This window comes from Alteromonas sp. ABH4_454, assembly GCF_056311775.1.
Window position 1 is genome coordinate 1,262,540 of record NZ_CM149972.1, and the last position, 24,196, is coordinate 1,286,735.

At 45.2% G+C, this 24,196-nt stretch carries 24 protein-coding genes; 12 read left to right on the forward strand and 12 right to left on the reverse strand.

Annotated features, from left to right (window positions below):
* Nucleotides 1-10 precede the first annotated feature (10 nt).
* Nucleotides 11-268 carry a hypothetical protein gene (locus tag ACYX4W_RS05510; protein WP_476074928.1) on the forward strand — a complete coding sequence of 86 codons (258 nt, stop codon included), beginning with the start codon at nt 11-13 and terminating at the stop codon, nt 266-268.
* Nucleotides 269-547: 279 nt separating this feature from the next.
* The gene (yghU, locus tag ACYX4W_RS05515) at nt 548-1,405 is read left to right on the forward strand and encodes a glutathione-dependent disulfide-bond oxidoreductase (RefSeq protein ID WP_476074929.1); all 858 of its coding nucleotides are present in this window, start codon (nt 548-550) and stop codon (nt 1,403-1,405) included.
* Nucleotides 1,406-1,441: 36 nt separating this feature from the next.
* Here yghU and ACYX4W_RS05520 read toward each other — a convergent pair whose 3' ends face one another.
* On the reverse strand, nt 1,442-1,969 hold the full coding sequence (locus tag ACYX4W_RS05520; protein ID WP_476074930.1) for a hypothetical protein: 528 nt from the start codon (nt 1,967-1,969) through the stop codon (nt 1,442-1,444).
* 509 nt (nt 1,970-2,478) lie between these two features.
* Here ACYX4W_RS05520 and ACYX4W_RS05525 point away from each other — a divergent pair.
* Entirely contained in the window at nt 2,479-3,954 is a 1,476-nt protein-coding gene (locus tag ACYX4W_RS05525) for a catalase (protein ID WP_476074931.1), read from the forward strand.
* A 51-nt stretch (nt 3,955-4,005) separates the two neighbouring features.
* On the opposite strand, the gene ACYX4W_RS05530 is transcribed toward ACYX4W_RS05525, so the two are convergent.
* Nucleotides 4,006-4,584: a TetR/AcrR family transcriptional regulator gene (locus ACYX4W_RS05530; protein ID WP_476074932.1), complete on the reverse strand. Its 579-nt coding sequence runs from the start codon at nt 4,582-4,584 to the stop codon at nt 4,006-4,008.
* A gap of 124 nt (nt 4,585-4,708) precedes the next feature.
* Between ACYX4W_RS05530 and ACYX4W_RS05535 the strand changes: the two genes are divergently transcribed.
* On the forward strand, nt 4,709-6,124 hold the full coding sequence (locus ACYX4W_RS05535) for an NAD(P)-binding protein (RefSeq protein ID WP_476074933.1): 1,416 nt from the start codon (nt 4,709-4,711) through the stop codon (nt 6,122-6,124).
* Between the two features lie 16 nt (nt 6,125-6,140).
* Nucleotides 6,141-7,253: a DUF2855 family protein gene (locus ACYX4W_RS05540; RefSeq protein ID WP_476074934.1), complete on the forward strand. Its 1,113-nt coding sequence runs from the start codon at nt 6,141-6,143 to the stop codon at nt 7,251-7,253.
* A gap of 65 nt (nt 7,254-7,318) precedes the next feature.
* On the opposite strand, the gene ACYX4W_RS05545 is transcribed toward ACYX4W_RS05540, so the two are convergent.
* The 8 genes from ACYX4W_RS05545 to ACYX4W_RS05580 form a co-directional block, all read right to left on the reverse strand.
* Nucleotides 7,319-8,215, reverse strand: a complete 897-nt coding sequence (locus ACYX4W_RS05545) for an alpha/beta hydrolase family protein (protein WP_476074935.1) — start codon at nt 8,213-8,215, stop codon at nt 7,319-7,321.
* Nucleotides 8,216-8,401: 186 nt separating this feature from the next.
* Nucleotides 8,402-9,712, reverse strand: a complete 1,311-nt coding sequence (gene argA / locus ACYX4W_RS05550; RefSeq protein ID WP_476074936.1) for an amino-acid N-acetyltransferase — start codon at nt 9,710-9,712, stop codon at nt 8,402-8,404.
* 18 nt (nt 9,713-9,730) lie between these two features.
* Complete coding sequence (gene argH / locus ACYX4W_RS05555) at nt 9,731-11,113, reverse strand: argininosuccinate lyase (protein WP_118490460.1); 1,383 nt, start codon at nt 11,111-11,113, stop codon at nt 9,731-9,733.
* A 74-nt stretch (nt 11,114-11,187) separates the two neighbouring features.
* On the reverse strand, nt 11,188-12,393 hold the full coding sequence (locus ACYX4W_RS05560) for an argininosuccinate synthase (protein ID WP_476074937.1): 1,206 nt from the start codon (nt 12,391-12,393) through the stop codon (nt 11,188-11,190).
* Nucleotides 12,394-12,430: 37 nt separating this feature from the next.
* Complete coding sequence (locus tag ACYX4W_RS05565; RefSeq protein WP_474809054.1) at nt 12,431-13,342, reverse strand: ornithine carbamoyltransferase; 912 nt, start codon at nt 13,340-13,342, stop codon at nt 12,431-12,433.
* A complete protein-coding gene (argB, locus tag ACYX4W_RS05570) occupies nt 13,339-14,184 on the reverse strand; it encodes an acetylglutamate kinase (RefSeq protein ID WP_474809053.1) in 846 nt (281 codons plus the stop codon). Before argB ends, ACYX4W_RS05565 begins: the two co-directional genes overlap by 4 nt.
* Nucleotides 14,181-15,194, reverse strand: a complete 1,014-nt coding sequence (gene argC / locus ACYX4W_RS05575; protein WP_474809051.1) for an N-acetyl-gamma-glutamyl-phosphate reductase — start codon at nt 15,192-15,194, stop codon at nt 14,181-14,183. The genes argB and argC overlap by 4 nt, the downstream gene beginning before the upstream one ends.
* A gap of 108 nt (nt 15,195-15,302) precedes the next feature.
* Entirely contained in the window at nt 15,303-15,431 is a 129-nt protein-coding gene (locus ACYX4W_RS05580; protein WP_476055132.1) for a hypothetical protein, read from the reverse strand.
* Between the two features lie 417 nt (nt 15,432-15,848).
* Between ACYX4W_RS05580 and ACYX4W_RS05585 the strand changes: the two genes are divergently transcribed.
* Entirely contained in the window at nt 15,849-16,259 is a 411-nt protein-coding gene (locus tag ACYX4W_RS05585; protein ID WP_461853264.1) for a methylglyoxal synthase, read from the forward strand.
* Nucleotides 16,260-16,312: 53 nt separating this feature from the next.
* On the opposite strand, the gene ACYX4W_RS05590 is transcribed toward ACYX4W_RS05585, so the two are convergent.
* On the reverse strand, nt 16,313-17,251 hold the full coding sequence (locus ACYX4W_RS05590; protein ID WP_474809049.1) for a hypothetical protein: 939 nt from the start codon (nt 17,249-17,251) through the stop codon (nt 16,313-16,315).
* A 161-nt stretch (nt 17,252-17,412) separates the two neighbouring features.
* On the opposite strand from ACYX4W_RS05590, the gene ACYX4W_RS05595 reads away from it, so the two are divergent.
* Both ACYX4W_RS05595 and ACYX4W_RS05600 read left to right on the forward strand, forming a co-directional pair.
* Entirely contained in the window at nt 17,413-18,162 is a 750-nt protein-coding gene (locus tag ACYX4W_RS05595) for a flagellar basal body L-ring protein FlgH (protein WP_474809047.1), read from the forward strand.
* Nucleotides 18,163-18,175: 13 nt separating this feature from the next.
* A complete protein-coding gene (locus ACYX4W_RS05600) occupies nt 18,176-19,405 on the forward strand; it encodes a flagellar assembly protein T N-terminal domain-containing protein (RefSeq protein ID WP_474809045.1) in 1,230 nt (409 codons plus the stop codon).
* A 60-nt stretch (nt 19,406-19,465) separates the two neighbouring features.
* Here ACYX4W_RS05600 and ACYX4W_RS05605 read toward each other — a convergent pair whose 3' ends face one another.
* Nucleotides 19,466-20,296, reverse strand: coding sequence for a Spy/CpxP family protein refolding chaperone (locus ACYX4W_RS05605; RefSeq protein WP_474809043.1), 831 nt, complete (start codon nt 20,294-20,296; stop codon nt 19,466-19,468).
* A 211-nt stretch (nt 20,297-20,507) separates the two neighbouring features.
* Here ACYX4W_RS05605 and ACYX4W_RS05610 point away from each other — a divergent pair, with 211 nt between their 5' ends.
* From ACYX4W_RS05610 to trmL, 4 genes are all read left to right on the forward strand, one after another.
* The gene (locus ACYX4W_RS05610; protein ID WP_474809042.1) at nt 20,508-21,251 is read left to right on the forward strand and encodes a response regulator; all 744 of its coding nucleotides are present in this window, start codon (nt 20,508-20,510) and stop codon (nt 21,249-21,251) included.
* Complete coding sequence (locus ACYX4W_RS05615) at nt 21,251-22,609, forward strand: ATP-binding protein (RefSeq protein ID WP_474809041.1); 1,359 nt, start codon at nt 21,251-21,253, stop codon at nt 22,607-22,609. The genes ACYX4W_RS05610 and ACYX4W_RS05615 overlap by 1 nt, the downstream gene beginning before the upstream one ends.
* A 66-nt stretch (nt 22,610-22,675) precedes the next feature.
* Nucleotides 22,676-23,644 (forward strand): alpha/beta fold hydrolase, encoded by a 969-nt coding sequence (locus tag ACYX4W_RS05620; RefSeq protein ID WP_474809040.1) that lies wholly within the window; start codon nt 22,676-22,678, stop codon nt 23,642-23,644.
* Nucleotides 23,645-23,709: 65 nt separating this feature from the next.
* Entirely contained in the window at nt 23,710-24,174 is a 465-nt protein-coding gene (trmL, locus tag ACYX4W_RS05625; RefSeq protein WP_474809038.1) for a tRNA (uridine(34)/cytosine(34)/5-carboxymethylaminomethyluridine(34)-2'-O)-methyltransferase TrmL, read from the forward strand.
* Nucleotides 24,175-24,196 lie beyond the last annotated feature (22 nt).

Here is a 24,196-nt window from a genome sequence, read left to right on the forward strand (position 1 = left end):
GGTGTTATTGATGACAACGTTAAAAAACAAGGCAAGTCCTTTCTGTACGCGACTTATTAAGCGCTCATTCTCTACATCGTTAGTTATGGCAGCTCTTGCAACAATTTCTGCTTGTGATGCAACTAACGTTGATGTTGTAGCACATGATGAAAAGGCTACGGAAAAAGCTATAGAACCTACTTCAGAAAGCCCAGTAGATGAACAAAGTGAAATGTTTGTTTATTTGGATGAATCCGACCTAATTGACGCCTACTACAAGGTTAAGTAACTCGAAATTATACGTTTACATGCTATCGATGTAGCCACCGTTTCTGCCGATTAATTTTATTGGTGGGTATCGATTAGTTCCAGTTTGCGGGCAATGGACTGCTCGCCTTTTATTATTAAAGCCGTGCTTTGTATCTCTGCAAAGTGCGGCATTTTTATGTCAGTAACCGTATATCCCCGTTTATTAGTCGACAGTGATGAGCTATAAGTCTTTAAAAGCTGTTCTTAATAGCTATGTATTGCAGTAACTTAACCAATAAAGAAACTATAAGGATTTGCTATGTCGACAGAAAATAACTACACACCGCCAGAAGTTTGGACTCAGGCTGAAGATGATGGTAACAAGTGGGCTAGTATTAACCGTCCTGTGTCTGGCGCTTCCCACGAAAAGGATCGTCCGAGTGGCGAACATGGTTTGCAGCTTTATTCGTTAGCCACGCCCAACGGTCAGAAAGTGACTATCATGCTAGAAGAGCTGTTGGCAGCAGGTGTAAGTGAAGCAGAGTACGACGCTTGGCTTATAAATATTGGTGAGGGCGAGCAGTTTTCTTCAGGGTTTGTTGACGTGAACCCTAATAGTAAAATTCCCGCAATGGTCGATACTACAACGGCGCCAGAAACGAAGCTTTTTGAATCCGGTTCAATTTTGGTTTACCTCGCAGAAAAGTTCGGTAAGTTTATTCCCCAAGATGCCCATGCTAAAGCCGAGTGTTTCAACTGGCTGTTCTGGCAGGTAGGTTCGGCGCCATACTTAGGTGGCGGCTTCGGGCACTTCTATAGCTATGCACCTTACCCAATGGAATATCCTATCAATCGCTTTACTATGGAAACTAAGCGCCAGCTAGACGTGCTAGATAAGCACTTAGCAAATAATGAGTTTATGGCGGGAAGTGAATACAGCATTGCAGATATGGCTATATGGCCATGGTACGGCAATTTAGTGCTTGGCAACCTATACGACGCAGCAACGTTTCTTCAAGTACATGAGTACACCAACTTGGTACGATGGGCTAAACAGCTAGAGAAACGAGAAGGCGTCAAACGAGGTCGTATTGTCAACAAAACCTGGGGCGATGACGGCCAGCTAGCAAACCGCCACAGCGCAAAAGATATCGACGACGCCCTCGCCAACACCTAAATAATGGGGTCAGAGTCTGGACTCTGACCCCAATTTTTAAATGAGCTCTGCCACACTCTTTAGATAGGCTTGTTGGAGTGGTGTGAAATCCCACTCATTCAGGGCCTCATTAAATTCAAAGTTGCCCACACGGCCTCGCCAGCGTTCGTTAGGCGCTGCAGACCAGTTTTTCATATACACTAACTTTCCATGCAGGCAGTGTAACACTTCAAGTTTTGGCGATTCTGCCGCACTGTAAGTTACATGCTCAGAGACAATAGCGCCTTCTTCACAGTCTTGGTCAAAAAATACAAAACCCCGGTACCCTCCCTTTTCGGTAATGGTAATGAGTGATGCATATTCTTTACTCTCGGACACTTTTCTCAGCGCCGGCAAATAGCCATCAACTCGCTTAATTTGAAGCCCTTTTGATTTGTTATGCCATTGCCAACCTGAACTGCCCATAAAAGTTAGCTCGTTGTTTTTATTGTTAATACGCCAAAGCGTTTCAAAGGTATTCCAAGACGCAAAGGCAATGATGCACAACATTATAAAACCGGTGATGAATATGAGTGGCTTTGTCATGGCACAAGCCCCTAGTAGATTACGAATGTTTAGTTCTTTGCTACGAAAAAAGCACAATGCTAGACCTTCATTGCAAAAAAGTAATTCGCTTTACCTTATTTCTGTATAGCTTTTTTGACTTCCGTTAACCAACGCTTGAGCCGAAAAAATCCATCGGACCTGTAAGCTTAATAAACTATCCACGATGCCAAACAATAGCGATGAGTAGCTTTCGCTCCTTCCAGTTATACAAAGCTCGCCGACGCTTACCCTCATCGAACGATGTTCCAGCAGCAAAAACGGATATACAAAAAATTCACCTAACGATAAGTGTTTTAGCGTGATTTAAAAACACGATTATCATTATCTATTTTGTTTACTTTAATTGCTTAGATGAATCGGCGATTATCTTTTTAAACGAAAAAGGTGATTAACAAAAACGTTGTTGGTTACTTATGTTATGCCCAGTTTTGGCGAGACAATTAGTAAAGCTAAAAAGAGGGCGAGAAAAGAACTAGAAGGAATTCGCAATGAGTAAGTGTCCATTTTCAGGTACAGCTATAAACCCTACCACGCTAACGTCTAGCAATGGTGCGCCCGTTGCTAATGACAATCAAAGTCGAACCGCGGGTCCTCGCGGCCCCGTTACTTTCGACAACCATTATTTGTTCGAGAAGCTTGCGCACTTTAACCGCGAGCGAATTCCAGAGCGCGTAGTTCACGCCAGAGGTAGCGCAGCGTATGGTACGTTTACGCTAACTAAAAGTCTGTCTGATTATACTATTGCCGACTTTTTACAAAAGGAAGGGCAGAAAACCGATGTGTTTTTGCGATTTTCTACTGTAGGAGGCGGTCAAGACTCAAGCGATTACGCTCGTGACCCTCGTGGTTTTTCGGTGAAGTTTTACACGGAACAGGGTAATTGGGATATGGTGGGAAATAACACACCTGTATTCTTCTTGCGAGACGGCATTAAGTTCCCTGACTTCATACACAGCCAGAAAAAGAACCCACGTACTAACTTGCCAGATCCGCAGGCGGTATATGAGTTTTGGGCAAACAACCCTCAGTCATTACATCAATCAACGATTTTGATGTCTGACCGTGGTATCCCACTTTCCTATCGCCACGTGAATGGCTATAGCTCACATACTTTAAGCTTTTGGAATAACGCAGGAGAGCGCTATTGGGTGAAGTGGCACTTTAAAACTAACCAAGGTATCAAAACGCTCACTAATGAAGAAGCAGCGAAAATGCCTGCCTTTGGTGCGCAACAAGACCTTGTTGAAAGTATTGATAACGGTGATTTTCCAACGTGGACAGTAAACGTGCAGATCATGACCGAAGAGGAAGCTCGTAATTATCATATCAACCCGTTTGACTTGACCAAAGTATGGCCGCACAGCGACTTCCCATTAATTGAAGTAGGACAGTTGGAGTTGAACCGTAATGTTGATAACTACTTTGCAGAAACTGAGCAAGCAGCGTTCGCGCCGAGCAATTTGGTACCGGGTATTGGTGCGTCGCCAGACAGAATGCTTCAAGCACGATTAATTGGATATCAAGATGCACACAGGTATCGCATTGGTGCAAACTACAACCAGATACCGGTAAACGCACCACGTTGTCCAGTACACAATTATCAGCGAGATGGCGCTTTTGCAGGGATTAACCCAGCACTTGCGGGAAGTGGAGCAAACTTCTATCCAAATAACCGTGCTCGCATTGGTGAGCCTGCTGAAATGCCAGGGGTGCAGGAGCCACCGATGCCATTAGAGCAAGATGCATGGTTAGACATTTATGATAACCGTGATGAAGACAACTACTCTCAGGCAGGTGATCTGTACCGCATTATGAGTGAAGACCAAAAGCAGCAGTTGGTAAACAATATCGCTGATGGTTTAAGCCAAGCGACTCAAGATGTTCAAGAAGCCATGTTCGTGCAATACGACCTAGCAGATAGTGACTACGGTGCTCGTGTTAGAAAGGCGGTAGCCAGCAGATAAAGTAAATGGGGTCAGAGTTAATTTTGGAAAATGTACTCTGACCCCGCTTTTTTACTGGGTTGCGACTAGGGCGTAAACGTGCAAACGAATGGCCTGAAGTGCGCGTTCTTTCCAATTGTTCCAAGTAATGCGCTTGCTAATTTCGTGCTGATTTAAGGTAATGTACCCGTGATTTAGCGCCCAAACCTGCATAGCCACATCTTGCTTTTCTTCGACAGACAAATCTTTTTTAATCAACGCCGCGGTAAGCTTAGTTAGCGTGATAAAGGCTTTTTCACCAGCCTCGATAGCTTCATCCGATGGCGTATAGTCTTTCAAATTAGAAGCAAAAATTAGTCGATAATGAGCCGCGTGAGTTTCTGAAAACGTTAAAATACGCTCGCAGCCATTAATCACTTTTTCCGCCGCAGTATTGCCATCCGCCGCCAACATTTCACGCTCTACCAATCCAAAACCTTCAATATAGAGCGCATCTAGGATGCCCTGCTTACCTTTAAAGTGGCTATAAATGCCGATAGTAGACATACCAGCGCCTTCGGCTATAGCACGCACGCTCAGCGCATTTGTACCGCCTTTTAAAAACAGTGCTGAAGCAGCATCTAAGATCTTTTGTCGGGTATCTTTTTTCATTTACACATCATTTACATGTTGCGCAATATAACACCGTTATGTAGAGTGAGTTGATAACGCTGTTATATCTCTTGGTTTAACACTTAACCTGCCTGCCCGCAGGTTATTCATAAGGACACTATATATGAAAACTGAGCAATTAACCTGCGATTATTTGATTGTAGGCGCTGGCGCGGTAGGGATGGCATTCGCCGATGTACTGCTCCACGAAACAAACGCCAACATTTTGATTGTAGATAAAAATGCGAAGCCCGGCGGGCATTGGAACTACGCTTACCCCTTCGTCACCCTACACCAGCCTTCAGCGTTCTATGGTGTGTGCTCAAAAGAGCTTAATCGGGGCGTAATCGACAAGTGCGGAATGAATGAAGGCCTAATGGGGTTAGCTTCAGGGCAAGAAGTTAGCGCGTATTTCGATGCGGTCATGAATGAAACCTTTTTACCTTCAAGTCGTGTGCAGTATTACCCGCTTTGCGAATACAAAGGAAATAAACAGTTTGTATCAACCTTAAATGGCAAGCACTACAACGTCACCGTGAACAAGAAAATTGTTGATGCCACTTATTTAAATACCAATATTCCACTTACCCATACTCCAAGCTTTACTCGCGACAACGATGTTGCATTTACGCCTGTTAATACCGTGGTTGAAAATATCGAAGGCTTTGATAACTACGTGGTGGTCGGTGGTGGTAAAACAGGTATTGATACTTGCCTATGGCTGCTCGAAAACCATGTGGCCCCAAATAACATCCATTGGGTGGTATCGCGAGATGCGTGGTTACTTAACCGTAAAAATACCCAACCCTTGGATGACTTCTTCTTCGACTCTATTGGGGCGCAAGCGAATCAGATGGAAGCTATTGCTGCGTCAACTTCCATTGAAGATATGTTCGACAAATTGGAAGAGCGAGGTGTTTTACTGCGCATTGATAAGGAAGTAAGACCGAGTATGTTCCACGGCGCAACGGTGAGCGAATTAGAGCTAAAAGCTTTACAAACGCTTCCGTCTATCGTTAGGGAAGGTCGGGTTAAGCATATCAGCCGCGATAAACTCCAATTTGAAAATACAACATGGAGTATGCCGGATAACGCCCTTGTTATTGATTGTTCTGCTTCAGCGCTGACTAACTTAGAGATGAAAGCGGTGTTTGATGGCGACACCATCACCCCTCAAACAGTGCGTGCCTATCAACCAGTTTTTAGTGCCGCTCTTATTGCCCACGTTGAGGCGGCCTACAGTGATGAACAACAAAAGCAGATGCTGACACAAGTGGTCCCTCTGCCTAATCGAGACGTCGATTGGTTGCCAATGACAGCCGCCATGTTACGAAATATGCGAATTTGGGGTGAAGACTCGGCGCTTAAAGCGTGGATCTACCATTGCCGGCTGGATGGCTTTTCAAAAATAGTACACGGCGTGGCAAAAGACGATATGCAAAAAATGCAGGTATTAGGGCGTTTGAAAGAAGCAGCGGCACCGGCAATGAAAAAGCTGATGACCTACATACACAGCTTAAAAGCGAGCGGGCAACTTTAAGAGGTTATAAATAACGATGAAACAGTTTCAAATAGACAAAATGAACCCAAACCGCTTTCGGATAATGCAAACAGAAGATAGCCTTGATAGTGCGCAGATAGAGGGAACTGGAAAGGCGAAAAGCGTAGTAATCAAAATTGAAAGGTTCGCGTTTACTGCTAATAACCTGACCTATTATATGGTGGGTGACAAGCTTGGTTATTGGCAGTTTTTTCCACCTGTTAATACAAGTAGCAACGAAAACTGGGGCGTTATTCCTGTATGGGGCGTGGGTCAAGTAATTAGCTCTAACAACGATGCAGTAGAAGTAGGAAGTCGCTACCTAGGTTATTTCCCGCCCGCTGAATATTTGGTGATGAGTAACACCACAGTTAATGGCGGTAACCTTATAGACTGTAGTCCTCATCGCTTGAAGCTGCCGCAAGGTTATAACGTCTATCGTCCACTGCCTGCCCAAAAGAGCGATGCTAACGCTGAATTAAACACTAAGCAGCACGAGCAAGAAAACTATCAGATGTTGCTGTGGCCGCTTTACGCAACATCTTACTGTTTATTAGAAGTAGTCGATGCTATACCTGAGCCAAAAAGACAACAGTTATTAGTTCTAAGTGCTTCAAGCAAAACCAGTTTAGGGCTTGCTTTTGCGTTAAAAGAAGCCGGTATTAGCGCGATAGGCGTCACCTCTGAAAAGCGCATTGCATCACTTGAAGCGTTAAATGTTTACAGCACCGTTATTAGCTATGAACAGCTGGAAATGTTGCAACTAAAAAGCACCGTTGTGGTCGACATGTCCGGCAATGCCAAGGTTAAAGACTCAATAAAACATAGACTTGGTGCGCACCTAACCAGATACATCAACGTTGGGCTTACTCATTGGCAGGATGTTAAGGCCACAAGCGATGAGGAGTTCTTCTTCGCGCCTGCTCATATACAGCAGCGCATGTCTGAGATTGGGGCTGCTGAGTACCAAAAGTTGAGTAGCGGGTTTGTATCAAAGGCCATTGCGTGGAGCGCCGGTTGGTTGAACGTTAAAGAGCGTGAAGGGTTGAGCGCATTACAAGATGACTTTAGCCAGCATCAACAAGGTCAGATTCCTTCAAATGAAGGAAGAATATACACACTTGTTTAGCGTGTAACCGAAGCACACGTTCTAAGTTCGAGCGCTTTGACAAAAGCGCTCGGTCAAAGGCAATATCACACGTATTGATTAAAGTAATCGGTGACTTTAGGCCATAAGCGCTGACATTTTCGTGAGAAAAACTTCATGTGGCCTATTTCTTTTACGTTGTTGGCCTGCGGGTCGAGTTCCTCCACCTCGGCTTCCATATTGGGGAAAACGCTAATCATATCGTGGACGTTGTGAATATTAGCAATGTCATCGTCATTGGCGAGTAGCCACTTAGAAGGTATCTGAATGGTGTCGTAGTGGTGCTGGTTTACATCACTGCCAAAGCCTGTTTTTACGTAGCCTTTACCGTTACACCATTTCTGCCATTGGCGCGCCACTTTTTTAGGCAGTGGCTCTCCCATGCCTACCCACTGAGATTTCGTATGGCCGAACAGTAAATTACTCACCGGGATATAGAAATTCATAAAGAAATGCGCTTTTAGCAAATAGCTTTTACGCATGTTCCGTAAGCTACCTGATGAACTACCAAAGTTACAAAAAGCAGTGAGGTCGTGGACGTTATACATCAAACCCAGTAGTTGACCACCTGCGCTATGGCCAACAAGAAAATAGGGTACATTAGGGAAATGAATCTTTAGTGCCTCTAGCACCGCCGGCATATCTTGTTCACCCCAGGTTACTAGTGATGCATCGCTTTGTTTAACGCTGCCGTTGACCGACTCGCCAATACCTCGGTTATCGAACGTGATAACGCCAAACCCTTGCTCACACAAATAAGTGGCAAATGCGCTGTAAAACTGACGTTTAATACCCGTAGCAGGACCAATCATTATAGCTGCTTTAGCAGGGCTGACTGGAGAGAAAAGGGAAGCTGCAAGCGGAGTACTATCAGCACAGGCAACAGTGATATCTTTAACACTCGTATTCTTTTGGGTGTCTTGTTGCTTTATTTTGCTCGACATGGAAAATCTCGAAAACTCATCTGGTCTAACCAGTAAACCTTCTGCACCAATAAAATGCAATATCCTAACTATTTATTTTGTTGATAGTTAGTGCTGAGTAATGAGTGAAGTCCAAGGAGAACGCAAATGCTATCGCTTAGCTGGGGTAAGTAAGCCATAGCATTAACGTTTTTAAATAGATAGGTCTCACACCGTAAGGGTAAACACCTTAGAATTACGCTGGAAGTTGTACAGCTCTTTTTTCACGGCAGGTAAAGCACTAATGTCTGCGGGCTCAAACCCTTGTTCTAGGAACCAGTGCGCTGTTACCGTTGTTAATACAAAAATGCTGTTAATACCCGCTTCTTTAGCACGCGCTCGTACTTCATCTAGAATCCGTTCGCCACGGTTTTTGCCGCGATAATCTTGGTGGGTCGCCACGCAAGCTAGTTCGGCACAGCCATCTTCTGGGTACAAATATAAAGCGGCGCAGGCGATGATCATGCCATCACGCACGATTACAATAAATTGATTAATCTCACTTTCTAAACGCTCACGAGAACGCTTCACTAACACGCCGCTTTCTTCTAGCGGTTTTATCAGTTTTAAGATACCACCCACATCTTCAATGGTTGCAGCACGTAATTGTTCGTAGTGATGCTCCATCACAAGCGAGCCCGTTCCGTCGCGAGTGAACAGTTCTTGAAGCAAGGCTCCGTCTTTTTCAAAGCTGATACAGTGAGCACGGGGCACACCGGCTGCTACGCTGGTGGTAAGAGCGCTTAACACCGTATCTTCGGTGGTAATGTCGCCCGCCATCATTAACTGTTCTAACTGAGGACGTTCAATGGTGCGAAGTAAACGACCTTCGCGGTTATATACGCCATCATAGTTTGAAAACACAATCAGCTTGTCAGCCTTAAGGGCGATAGCTGCCTGTGTAGCTACATCTTCATGGGATAAGTTGAACACTTCACCTGTTGATGAATAGCCCATAGGCGATAACAGCACAATCGAGCCATCGTTAAGATGGTCATTAATGCCAGTAGTATCAATACGACGCACTAAACCGGTGTTTTCAAAGTCTATACCGCCACGTACGCCCATAGGTTTGGCCACCACCAAGTTGCCTGAGCACACCCGTATTTGTGCACCGTGCATAGGTGAGTTTGGAAGCCCCATAGTAAGCAGGGCTTCTACCTGTGAACGAACCGAACCTGCGGCGTCTTTTACACATTCAAGGGTTTGCTTATCGGTAATGCGTACACCGCTTTCAAAGCGACCTTCAATATTGCGAAGGGCAACGCGCTGATCTATCTGCGGGCGTGCGCCATGCACTACGACCACACGTACACCAAGGCTGTTCAATAGAGCGATATCTTGAATTATGTTGGGAAAATTAGGATGTTCAATGGCTTCGCCACCGAACATCAGTACAAAGGTCTTTCCCTGATGAGCATTAATGTATGGCAGTGAACTGCGAAACAGTTTTATGCCATCTTGCTGCGCTAGTACCATCTAAGAAGTTCCTTACCGCTACCCTTGCTTATCTAAATCTTCCAACTCTTGATACAGTGCTTTGGTGACTGTTTCTTTGCTGGTTCCGCCAAGGATATTACGCTGGTTTACACCGTATTCTAATTGAAGTACTGGATAAACATCGTCTTCGATTTTATCGCAAATCGCCTGCATGTCGCTTAGCGGTAAATCTTCAATAGCGCAGCCTTTGTCGATAGCCTGAAGTACGACACGGCCCGCGATATCGTGGCCTGTTCTAAACGGTACCCCTTTGCCTACCAAGTAGTCGGCAAGCTCGGTTGCGTTAGAAAAGCCTTGAGTTGCCGCAGTACGACAGCGTTCTTCATTAAGCTGCAGTGAGTCGAGCACTTCACTAGCAATGCATAAACAAATATGCCACTGATTTACCGTATCGATAGCGCCTTCTTTGTCTTCTTGCATATCTTTGTTATATGCAAGTGGGAGACCCTTCATGGTAACCAAAAGTGCTTGTAACGAGCCAAATACTCGGCCGCATTTGCCACGCATTAACTCTAGTGCATCTGGGTTCTTTTTCTGCGGCATAAGCGACGAACCAGAAGTTACGCTATCGCCCAACTGCAAGAAACCTGCTTCGCCAGAGTTATAGAAAATCATATCTTCAGCAAGACGCGATAAGTGCATCATGCTAGTGCTGGCCACAAACAAAAGTTCAAGAACAAAGTCTCTGTCCGATACGGCATCAAGGCTATTTAGGCAAGGAGAATCAAAGCCTAGTTCTTCAGCAATGGCATGACGATCTACAGGAAACGTGGTACCTGCCAATGCGCCAGAGCCTAAAGGGCACTGATTCATGCGCACTTTAAGATCGTCCAAACGGCTTAAGTCACGCTTTAGCATTTCAACATAAGCTAAGCACCAATGCGCAAAGTGAATAGGCTGTGCACGTTGTAAGTGGGTGTAACCTGGAATAATGGCTTCTTGATGACGGCTAGCGGCATTTAGAAGTGATTTAATAACACCTAAAACATCAGCGCGAAGTGAGGCAATATGTTCTCGTACCCACAAGCGAAAGTCAGTAGCCACTTGGTCGTTTCGGCTACGACCTGTGTGTAGTTTACGGCCAATATCGCCAAGCTTTTCAATAAGCGCAGCTTCTACAAAGCTGTGAATATCTTCTTCGCTCGATGCGTTAAAGTCTAACTCTCCTGCATCGGCTTTCGCTTTTAACTCGCTAAGTGCTGCTTCAAGCTGGGCTTGTTCGTCAGCAGTTAGTACGCCTGCCTTTTGCAGCGCACGAGACCAGCTGATAGAGCCTTGAATATCTTGGCTTGCCATAACTTGGTCAAACGGCAGCGAGTCGTTAACCTGTTTAAACATACTACTTGCACCGGATTCAAACCGGCCACCCCACAACGCCATGCGATGCTCCTTAAATACTGTTTGTTGCCCTTGCTACCCGCGCGTAGCTGTTAAAAGCTACGCGCGGAATACAATTAACCTTGATTTTTTAGTGCTTCAATACGACTTGAAAGACTGAATAGGCGGATAAAGCCCTCAGCGTGCTTCTGGTCGTAAACATCGTCTGCACCAAAGGTAGCAAAGTCTTCAGAGTAAAGGCTGTTGGGCGATTTACGCTGGGTAACAGTAGCTTGGCCTTTATAAAGCTTAACCACTATCTCGCCTGTCACTTTCTTGGCAAAAGACGCAGCGCCAGCAAGCAGTGCATCGTTAAGGGCAGTAAACCAACGGCCATCGTACATAACGTGTGAGAACTCAAGGCCAATCTGCTCGCGGTATTTAAGCGCCGCTTTGTCTAGCACCATAGTTTCTAGCGCTTTATACGCTTTAAGTAATACAGTGCCGCCAGGCGTTTCATAACAGCCACGAGACTTCATGCCTACAAGGCGGTTTTCAACAATGTCGATACGTCCAACCCCGTGGGCTGCTGCTACTGTGTTTAGCTTAACCAGTGCTTGATAAGGCGATAATGCTTCACCATCAACATGGGTCAGCTTACCTTCGTCAAAAGACAGGGTGACGCGCTCAGGCGTATCTGGTGCATCTTCTGGGTCAACCGTCATGGTCCACACTTGCTTGGTAGGCTCTTGCCATGGATCTTCAAGCTCGCCGCCTTCGTGTGAAATGTGCCATGCGTTTGCATCACGGCTATAAATCTTTGTTGCTGACGCTGTTGTCGCGATATCGCGTTCAGCTAGGTAAGCAAGTAAGTCTTCACGGCTTACCATGTCCCACTCACGCCACGGCGCGATTACGGTTAGATCAGGGGCTAGAGCGGCAAAGGTGCTTTCAAAACGCACCTGGTCGTTACCTTTACCCGTACAGCCGTGGCATAGTGCGTCAGCACCTACTTTACGTGCAATCTCAACTTGCGCTTTGGCGATCACAGGGCGCGCCATTGACGTACCAAGTAAATATTCACCTTCGTATACCGCACCTGTCGTGATAGTAGGGAAGATATACTCGCTTACGAACTCTTCTTTCAAATCAACAATGTGGCACTCGCTTGCGCCAGATGCGATAGCTTTTTCATGAAGGCCTTCTAGCTCTTCATCACCTTGGCCCACATCTGCCGCAAATGCGACAACTTCACAGCCATAGTTTTCTTTTAGCCAAGGAATGATGGCTGATGTATCAAGCCCGCCTGAATAGGCCAGCACGATTTTTTTTACGTTTTGCATCTATGTAATCCTTTTAAGCGTCTTTTTAGGCGCCTGCTTAGGCGTTAAGTAATTGAGTAAGAATGGCGTTTTGGCCATGCATTCTATTTTCGGCTTGCTGCATTAATAGAGACTTATCGCTATCAATTAACGAGCCTGTAATTTCTAAGTCGCGATGGGCAGGCTGGCAGTGCATTACGTAGCTAGCCCCCGTTGCTTCCATCAGCGCTTCATTTACCTGATAAGGCATGAACTTCTCTTTGATCACCTCAAGCGGCGTATCGTCACCCATTGAAAGCCATGTATCTGCATAGATAACGTCTGCGCCGTTAGCGGCACTAAGGTCGGTGCTTTCAACAATCGATACGCCCGTTTTCTCAGCAATTGCTTTGGCCTGCGCCACTATCTCAGGAGCCGCTTCGTGACCTTCTGGTGTTACTACCACTTGGTTGCAACCTAAAAGCGCACCTACAATTAATAGTGAATGGGTCACATTATTGCCATCGCCTACGTATGCCATGGTAAGACCTTCGGTCTTGCCAAAGCGTTCAAACATAGTGAGGTAATCGGCAAGGCCCTGACATGGGTGGTATTTATCGCACAGTGCGTTAACTACTGGCACTTTTGCTGCCTTAGCGAAGGTCTCTAGGGTTTCGTGAGAAAACACGCGAGCGACAATCGCGTCAGCCCAGCAGGCTAGGTTAGCTGCGGTATCTACAGCATCTTCTCGACCTGCTAATTTGCCCGACTGTGCATCTAAGTACACCATATGACCGCCAAGCTTATTAATTCCAATATCAAAGCTTACGCGGGTTCGCAAAGACGGTTTTTCAAACAGGGCAACGATTGATTTTCCCGCTAGCACATTGCTGTAACTTGCCGGTGCTTGTTTAATTTCTACAGCCAATTGCAGCAAGTTTTTCATTGCGTCTGGTGTCCAGTCTGCAAAAGTAAGTAGGTCCTGTTTCATTGTACTTCTCCGGCATTGCCTTTTGTTACGTCGGTGTGGTGTAAGTCAGCGTTTGTCGACTCTGAGTTTGCCAGCGCTGCGGGCAGAATTTGTGTGCCCGTTTTCTTATTTAAAATATCGTTGATATCAGCTGCCCAGCTTGCGATGTAAACCGCGCGGTCTAGGCTTTCTGCAGACGCAAGTGCCGCATCTACTTTTACTTTCATTCCGTCCGTGATCACGCCTTCCTCAGCGTACTTTGAAATACTTGCAGCGTTAAGTTCGCTAACTAGCGCTTTGTCGCCGTCTAGTACACCTTCAACATTAGAAAGTAATAAAAGTTCCGCGTTAAGAAGTTCAGCGATAACCGTGGCTGCTTGATCAGCATTTACATTCAGTAACCTACCTTGTGGGCTTGAGCCAATAGAGCTAATTACGGGAAGTGTAGACTGCGCTAGTACGCTTTTTAGGAAAGAAGCATCAGCTGTTGAAGGTACACCTACCGCACCATATTGATCAGCTAGTGGTTCGCATACCACCATATTTCCATCTAGCAGAGATAAACCAACTGGCGTAATACCCGTGGCAAGTGCCGCTGCACAAAGCTGTTTGTTCGCAGAGCCTGCAAGTGCGCCACAGATATAAGGCATGTGCTCATCGGGCGTAACGCGAAGGCCATCAATTTTCGTACTTTGAAGACCTAGGCTTGCCATTAGGGTCTCAACCAACGGGCCGCCACCGTGCACGACCACTACGGGGCGTATGGCTTGAACTTCTTTTACGCTTAAAAATAAGCGTGTCATTGCTGCTGCATCGTCAAGCAATGCACCACCAACTTTAATTACGATAGGTGAAACACTCATAGTACTAACCCTGTTTCTACTGGTTGTTTCGTCATTATATTAAGGCACTGAATAGCCTGAGAGGCTGCGCCTTTCATTACGTTGTCAATTGCAGCGGTAACCACTGCATACCCAGATGCTTCATCTAGCTTCCAGTGAAGATCAACAAAAGGGGTATGAGCAACGTCGTCAATTTTTGGAAAACTGGTGCGTAAACGCACAATAGGTTTATCAGCATAGGCGTCAGTGTACGCTTGTTCAAGCTGCTCGCTGGTGGTACCAGCTTTAACCTTCACGGTGACCGTTGCCAAGATACCTCTTTTAAAGTTTCCAAGGTGCGGCGTGAAGATAACAGGCGTGCCTAGATACGCTTCAATTTCAGGCGTATGACGATGACCTAACACGCCGTATGCCTGAAGGCTGACCTCAAAAAAACTGGTGGTTAAACTGGCTTTTCTACCTGCACCCGATACGCCGGAAACGGCATTAATTACAGGGCGTACATTTGCATCAAGCAAGTTATTTTCAGCAAGTGGTTTAAGTGCACTAAGACTCGCAGTGGGGTAGCAACCCGGAACAGCAATTACATCTGCGCTGGCAATCTGTGCTTCGTGCCACTCGGCAAGACCGTAAACGGCTTGAGCTAGACTTTGCTTCTGCGTATGAGGGAAGCCATAAAACTGTTCGAAAACTTGGGTGTCTTTCAACCTAAAAGCGCCCGATAAATCAAGTACCTTTGCTTTACCTGAAGATAGAACAGGCATCCAGTCGTGGCTTGCTTCATGAGGTGTTGCCAGAAAAATAAAATCAACATCGTTAGCCATCTCTTTCAGGGCTGCATCTGAGATAGGCGTGAGCGTAGCGTTGACATGGGCCAAATTGCCGTGAAGCTGTGCGATATTTTTACCCGCATCGCTACTTTTCTCAGATACATAAGTACCCGCTAACTTAAGTTTTGGATGTTGAATAACCAACTGAACAAGTTGTGCACCTGTGTAACCACTGGCACCAATAATTGAAACGCTATACATAATTTAAAAATTCAATAAAAGGAGAAAAAAATCACTTTTTACCTTTGTAAACTGGTTGGGCGAATATCCTTGCCTAACCGCGACCACATTACAAAGGTAAAAAGTGTGCTACTGAATAAGCATAGATGTGCACACGCATCGTCGTGCGCTATGCATGGTGTAGCCAGCCAGGGGAGAGATAAACTCTTTATCGTTGCTAGTGGTTGAACCAACAACGCGAGTTGGTTGTGTCATCATCAATTCCTATAAAGTTACAACCCGAATTTACGGGTTGGATGCTTTAACCGTGGACTAGTGTATCTAATTTGAATGTTTATGCAATAAAAATGTATAAATATTTTATCTTATATTTATGCTGTTTCGTCTGTAAAAAGATACTTAATGATATATTTATAGTTATGACAGTAAGTTGACAACAAGCTCAATAGAACTGAATATTTATATTTGGCACCTAATAAGTAGTAGTTGTACTTATTTATGGCAGCGTTGCTGCTTAATAAGCTATGAATGTAGTCTGTTTCTGCAAAGGAAAACGGGCCCAAATTGTAAAGCGCAAGTAGCGCATGAAATCAGACAGTGATAAGTGATAGGTTGCTATAGGCCTAAGCAGAAGACTGTGAAAATAGGTTATTGGGATTGAACTCGGAAAATAAAATGAGCAAACTTACTTTAGCGCTGGTTGCGCACGATCATAAGAAGCCCGAATTGCTAGCATGGGTTAAACAGCATATTGACGTGCTTAAGCAGTGTAATTTGGTGGGGACAGGAACAACGGGCGGCTTAATTGCTAGCGAAACAGGATTAGACGTCACACGCTATAAAAGTGGCCCGCTTGGTGGGGACCAGCAAATAGGCGCGTTGATTGCAGAAAACAAGCTAGACGCGCTATTCTTCTTTTGGGACCCTTTAAATCCAGCGCCCCATGACCCCGACGTAAAAGCGCTATTGCGGCTGTGCTCAGTGTGGAACGTACCAGTAGCCTGCACACCAGCCACAGCAGATTTAGTGATCACATCACCGCTCTTCCTATCTCCTGAATACAAGCCAGTTAAACCCAACTTCTAAGGCCTTCGGGCAAACACTATTTTCTCTACGTGCGCTTGTTCAAAGTAGAGGCTTTAATTTAAGCCTCGTTGAACGAATTGGTAAGTAGCGTCCGCGGCCTTATTGGCTATTCCCGCCTTTATATCAGTAGTCTCGATAGACGTTGAGGCCAGTGCATTGTCATCAGAAACCTGTGAAGCACTATCTGCATTAATTTCGCTGAGGGACGATGACACTAGAGCTTGGCCCATTGACCACAGGTTATTTGAAATACTTTGCCCAGTAACGTTTTCAACGGCTAAGTCTACAGCGTTATACATAAGGCCACCTACGCCCCCATATAAAAAGCTACCAGCCAAACTTGCCGCGGCAGCAGTGTGGCTAGAAGTAGTTGCCTCGTAAATATCAGAAACTATAGGCAGGTGGTTTGCAATATTTAAGACATCAAAGCCATCTTTAAGGTTAAGCCCGTCATCACCAAATGCGTTTGTGTATAGGGTGTCGAATAAAGTTGGGCTGGCTTCATTTTGATTAATACTAGTATTGTCAATGTCAGAAGTTGCGCTGGTAGTAGCAGTATTAGTGGTGTCGCTATTGGAGGATAACGCTTGAAATATATTGTTTTGCAATGCAGTTAATAGCGTACCTTGCATAGCGACTATAGCATCATCTGAAAGTGCATTGCTCATGTTTGTCAGTGGTGAGAGTGCATCTGCTGCAAGGCTTGCAGCACTGATAGCCTCTTCTTTATCTGCAATAGTATCCGCACTGATATCCGCAACAATATCCGATGTACCCACTGGTTCATTCGTCTGGTTCTGTTGGTCAAGTAATAATGAGAAAATAGACGGCAAAGACTCGCCGCTTTTTGCCGCTTCATTATCTGATGTTGTTGAAGAATTTGTCGAATTTGCAGCTTTACTGTCATTGAAACCTGACGCTAAATCAAGTTTTGATAACAGTGCATTGAAGCCAGTTCCAACAGAGCTGGTGGTTGTGTTTTCTAAGGCCATAACATCCCCTTACCCGCAGGCATATAGTTGATTTGTAAAGGTTTTGCAAATAGAGAAAGTGAACGAGATTTCTTCTGATTTGTTCGTTTAAACTTGCTCCTGTCAGGTCATGGATGGCACTTAAATTACACACTGCATAAAAAATAATACTGAGCAATGTCATGAAAGTTCGATGCCATATACACACACTTATCGCAATCTTTACACTTGGGGGTTGCGCCCAAACAATTACTGAAGAAGAGCAGGTTGTTCAAAATAGCCCTACTAACCCCAATGTGTCGCAACGGGCAGTTAGCCAAATAGAAGACGAACCGAAACCTGGTCATCCGCGCTATTCACCACCCAGAGCGCAGCCCACACCCACTTTACATGTGCCTACCGGTTCTTTATTTAACCCTGAGCAATCAATAGGGCTTTATGAGCGCCATGCGAACTTTAAAGTAGGGGATATGATATTGGTTAAGCTCGATGAGCAGACCCAATCAGAGAAGTCTCTTGATTTTAATACCGACAAAAATACTTCGTTCGATTTGGCGCCCGTCACATTGAAACTAGGTGGTATTCGTGTTGAAGGCGACGATGTTGAAGTAGAGCATGAGCAAGACAGCGAATTTGCTAGCTCAGCTCAAACCAAACAATCAAATTCTATGAGTGGCAGCATTACTGTATACGTAACCGGTATAACCCCTGCTGGAAATTTACTTGTTACCGGAGAAAAGTGGATAACCATGAACAGGGGAAAAGAATACATTCGTTTTTCCGGAGAAGTACGCAAAAAGGACGTTGATGAAAGCAACACAGTATTGTCATCTAAAGTCGGTAACGCATTAATTGAATACAGCGGTACAGGTGATCTACAGGAAAATCAGCAGCCTACGGTAATCGGTAAACTGTTTTCAATTTTTGGTTAGTGACGAGAATTACATGTACAAGAGCCGATTACGTAAAACGCTTACTGGGTTAGTTTTATTCTCTTTTCTAATGGTGACTAAGTTAGCTTGTGCTCAATGGGTACAAGGCGAATCTACTGTAGCCCTCGCAGGGGCAGAGTTAAGCGATATAAGAACCAGTGCCATACAAAACGCTATCGCAGATGCGGCTTTTCATAGTGGCAGCACGATATCAGCGCAAGATATTATGGTAGATGGTTTACTGCTTTCTAGTAAGGCAGAAATTCGCTCTCAGGGAAGAATACAGCGTGTAGAAATTATAAGTGAAACACTTAAAGACGACCTGCTTACTGTAGTGGTGAACGTTAATATTACGCCTCTGTTTAACTGTACTAATAATGGATTAGCCCATCGGATACTAGTAACTGAATTTTCTCTAACTTCACCGCAGCAAGCTGCTACCGGTATGCTTTATTCATTTGGTAGTCATGTATCTCAACGTTTTACACAGCAGCTCAATGGGCTTTATAACGGCAATAGTGTTAGCCAAATTCCCGTTTCCCTCATTAACGTAAATACTTGGCTAACGTCTAGTCTCTCTGATGTCGATTTGACGGCGATGTCCACGTACCTTCGAAATGAGTATGGTCAGCAATTTGTGGTATTTGGGTTTGTTAAAGACATTTCGCTTTTTGAACAAGTGTCACAAGCAACGTCGGTATTTGAAAGCGATAGTACAGCACTTCGCAGAAACTTTACTGTTCAGGTTTACGTACTCGATACGTTTAAAGCAAAAGTTATTTTCAACGATAGCTATCACAGTGAAGCGGACTGGCCGTTCTCTCAACACGATTCTATAGATAGTAACAATAGCCTTTTGTGGCGAAGTGATTTTGGTCGAATGGTGCTAAACACTATACACGCTGCCATTACCGATATTCATGGGGCATTACAGTGCGAAACAACCTATGCGCAAGTTATAGATATATCGCCTGACTATATTGCAATCGACCTAGGTAAAAATAGCGGTTTGACGGCAGGAGATAAATTTTCACTCGTAAAGCAACGCGCGTTACCCACCCTAGGGTTATCAAGAAAATCGGGTTTATTTTCGAGTAATACCCTTACTTTAGAAGTATTTGAAGTGGCTGACGAGGTTAGCTTGCTTAAGGCTGAGCGAGGGAGTGATAGCGTACATCTTGGTGATTTTGTGACGCCACTGACCTTATCCGTAACACAAAAGTTGTCTGAGGCTCAGCCATAAAAAAGGCTGGCCGAAGCCAGCACTTTTTACGGTGGGTAAAAAGGTTAAAAAAGCTAAGCGTTAAAGCTTAAATAGCTCGTGTAGCTTACGTTCTTCTTCGCGCAGAGCTGCTAGTTGCGCTTGCTGCTCTGATGTTAGGACTTGAAACATGGCCTGATGCTGTCTAGCTTTTTCCACGCCGGCATTAACAAGGCTATCTTTGTATTGAGCGATAAGCGCGTCCCAAGCCTCTTCAGAGAAAGACTGGCTTCGAATTAAATCTCGCTGGGCGTCTTTAAAATTGCGTAGCGTCTCTCTATTTGTTTTCGATGTCTCTTTGAACGACTCGCGAAGCTCAGCAAGGCTTGCTATTTGTGCGTCGGTTAATTCAATGCCTTCGAACAAAAACTCCCTAGGCTTGGGTTTAGGACCTTGACCCTCACCATCCATTCGTTTGGCAAAGCGTGCTTCTTGTTTTTTGAAAGTATCATGATGTTTCTGTCTATCTACTTCTCTTTTAGCGTCTCGAGCTAACAGAATTGCTTGCTGTTCTTCATTCAGCACCTTGTAGATGTCGTGGCGTAGTTGAGCAAAAGCAAAATGCGTTGCTTCGCGCTCTTCAATCTGGGTTTGGATAAAAGCGCTGATCTGGGCTTCAGTGGCGGTAGCAAAATCTAAGTTAGGTTTTTCAATATCACCAAATTCAGGTCGAGGGTTAGCGTCTTTAAATGCGCTTACGAGTGTTTTTATTTCTTCGCGCTGCGCGTCACTTAAGCTGATGCCGCGAAGATGTTTAACAATTTCTTTTACCGGTTCGTGGTGACGCATTCCAGGCCCGGCAGGATGCGCAAGTGCGAGGCCACCTAAGCCAATTGCTGCTACTGTTACACTAGCAATTAATAACTTTTTCATTGTCGTCTCCTTTTTTTCGGACATGCTAACTCTAGCGTGCGCGTCTAAAAATGCAGTCAACGCAGTGTAAAGCTTATGTAAAGGTAAGACCGATTTGTGATTGTAAAGGTCTGAAAAGATATAGTACGCGTTTTGTCAGTGTTGTTTGTAAGCTTAAGGCGAAGCACCCCGAAAGCGTAGGTTGAGTTTTATCTAATTTACAGGCATTTTCATGAATCTAGCAGTTAAAGAGTTTAATACCATGAGTACAGATTTTCACTTGCAGTCTATCCTCGTTATTGATGATGACCTAGAGCTGACAGAAATGCTTTCCACCTACCTATCAGGTATGGGTTATCAGGTGCAAGTGCGCAACGATGGCGAAGAGGGGTTATCCGAAGCGATCTCTGGGCGTCATTACGACCTGATATTGCTTGATGTGATGATGCCTAAAATGGATGGGTTTGACGTATTAAAAAAGCTTCGAGCAAGTCACAGTACCCCTGTGCTTATGCTTACCGCGAGAGGCGATGACTACGACCGCATTTTGGGCCTCGAAATGGGGGCTGATGACTATCTACCTAAGCCCTTTAATCACAGGGAGCTCGTTGCGCGAATAAAAGCTATTGTTCGCCGTCATAATTTGTCATCAACGGGCGGAGCTGTTGAACAAGATTTATTTGTCAACGGGATCTTTTTAAGCCCTAGCAGTCAGCTGGCGAAAGTGGATGATGTCGAACTAACGCTTACAACAACGGAATTTTTAATTCTGCGACTGTTAATGCTCAATGCTGCTCAACGTGTTACGAAAGAAGAGATAAGCTTAAAGATACTAGGTAAGCCACTTCAGGCTTTTGATAGAAGTATCGATATGCACGTGAGTAACTTGCGCAAGAAAATCGGTGTAGTGGCCAGAGATGAAAAAATTAAAACCATCCGTGGTGTAGGGTATATGTTACTTGTTGGAAGCCACTAATGGTAAACCTGTTACGCAGTATAAGCCCAACCCGGGCCATTATGGGCCGATTGTTTCTTTGGTTTTGGGCAACATTCCTCGTTACCGCACTGTTGGCTATTTGGGGCAGCCGCCTTTTCTTTGAAGATCTTGAAATCGTGCCAATAAAGCCACGTGAAGTATCTGCCCTTAATCAAGTGGTGGAGCGCATTCAAAACGACCGTTTTCAAGATGCGCCATTACGCGGTGCGCTAGACCACCATTCTCGGGGAGGGAGAGGTCGAATGGTGGCTGTCGATATTAGTGATAATCGCGTCATTTCAGGTGGAGGCCCACCGCTTCGTAATGAGGATCGAGAAGATTTGCTCCGCTTAGTGAGTCAAACATCACCCATAGCGGTTAAGCGAGGGGCGTTTAAAATCTTGGGCCCAGTTTTCTTTGAGCGCAACGGCACTCGATTTGCGCTTTTTTCAGTAAGATTGGAAATGCCTGAAAAACAAACGCCTCCTGTCTTACTGTTTCTTAGTATCGCATTGATCACCACCATCTTGTTGAGTTGGTTGTTTGCGAAATCACTAACTAACCCCATATTGCGAATCCAAAGCTCAGCGAAACGCATAGCAAATGGCGATTGGCAGGCGCGAGTAGGCAGAGCAGCTAAGCGTCAGGACGAGCTAGGACAGCTTTCGCGCGACTTTAATAAAATGGCTGAGCAATTGGAGTCCATGTGGGGATCGCAAAAGCGCTTGTTAGCCGACGTTTCTCACGAACTGCGCTCACCGCTCGCGCGTTTGCAAATGGCGCTTGGTCTTGCCCATCAACAAAACGTAGATCCTGAAACGCTATCTCGGGTCGAGCGAGAGGCTGATCGCATGGAAGCGCTGGTAAGTCAGTTGCTTACACTAAGCCGTGCTGAAGCTGGCGAAGCGACAATGGAAGAGCAATTACTATCGCTAGTGCTCAACGATGTCTTTACCGATGCGAATTTTGAGGCGGCAAATAAAAACAAGCAGCTTAAAATTGATGATATTCCCACAAAGCGTGTAGTTATCGACAGTATGATGCTATGTCGCGCGGTTGAGAATGTTCTGCGCAATGCTATACGACATAGCGAGTTTTTAACACATGTTTCTTTTAGCGAAGATGCGAAGCAATGGTGCATTCATATTACCGATGACGGTAGGGGACTGACTGCAGAGGATTGCGAACGTATATTTTCACCTTTTTACCGCGCTACGCTTGCCAGAGAGCGAGAGTCAGGAGGTGTTGGGCTAGGTTTATCCATTGCAAAAGCGGCGGTTGAGTTGCATCATGGGCGCATTATCGCTGAACCTGTTGAGCGCGGTGGGCTGCGAGTCACTCTGTCATTCCCGAAGTAGTAACCTATACTTTGACAGTAGTATGTAGCTTCACAACGAGCGCAAATTGACCGTTATAGGGTATTTATGAACTGGACGTTCACGTCGGAAGAGAATTTAGCCAGCACCTTTGCCACTCACATCAACCCGTTTTGGCAGGAAAGTGTTACTGAAAACCACTTCACCGGCAAAGATGATATAAAGGTGCGTTACGCCTACTGTATTCCTGAATCGCCGCGAGCAACCATTGTTATCTGTTCTGGGCGTATAGAGTCTTATTTAAAATACAAAGAATTTATTTACGACCTCTATCAAAATGGCTTTGCGGTTTTTATTCTTGATCACCGAGGGCAAGGCCTCTCAGACAGAATGACACGGGATCCCCAACACGGCTATGTTGCGCATTTCGATGACTATGTAGACGATTTCGTTGCCTTCGTTGAGTCTATCGTTAAGCCTATGCAACAAGGTCCTCTGTTGTTGGTTTGTCATTCGATGGGCGGCGCTATTGGCGCGCTTACGCTGTTGCGTTTGCCCAACTTGTTTTCTAAAGCCGTTTTGGCTTCCCCCATGTTCGGTATTAAACCTTCATTGCCCAATTGGTTGGCGAACGGTTTAATTCGCACTGGTCTTGCGGTTAATAGAATGAAAAAAGCTGATGCAGGCTACTTTTTTGGGCAAACCCCGTATATCGCGTTTCCTTTTTCTTTGAATAAGCTTACCCATAGCAAATCCCGCTACGCATTGTTTCGTGAGCTTTATGATGAAGAGCAAGATATCCAGCTTGGGGGCGTAACGACTGAGTGGTTGGCCGCAGCCCATCAGGCCATGAATAGGATTGAAACTAGTGCGGGGGCAATCACTACCCCTTCACTAGTTTTAAGCGCAGACGATGACGCCATAATAGATAATAAGCGCCAACGGCGGGTGGCACACCTAATGCCAAATGCTGAGCTCGAAATTATACCAAGGGCTTATCATGAATTATTCACCGAGTCAGACGACATTCGCGAGCGCTCTCTTTCGACAATTCTAGACTTCTTGATCGCAGAGTAGGTGATGAATTTCCGTGTTTCGTTGTAGAATACGTCGGTTATTAACAGTGAAGGTCGTTTAAAAACATGCTTGATGTCGTACTTTATCAGCCAGAAATTCCGCCAAATACGGGAAATATTATCCGTCTATGCGCAAACAGTGGGTTCACACTACATTTAATCGAGCCTTTAGGTTTTGAGTGGGACGACAAGCGAGTACGACGTGCAGGTTTAGATTATCATGAATTTGCTCACGTTAAGCGCCATGCAAACTTAGAAGCCTACCTTGAAGATGCAAAACCGAAGCGAGTATTCGCTTGTACAACAAAAGGTAAAGCGTTTCATAGTGACGTATCGTATCAAAAAGGCGATGCACTCATATTTGGCCCTGAAACTCGCGGCTTACCGGACGAGTATATTCAATCATTACCTCCAGAGCAGCGCGTTCGTATTCCTATGTTGCCAGACAGTCGCAGCATGAACCTATCTAATGCCGTATCTGTCTTTGTATATGAAAGCTGGCGCCAGTTTGGCTACGAAGGTGCCCGATAGTAGAAGGTAGGCCAAAGCTGCC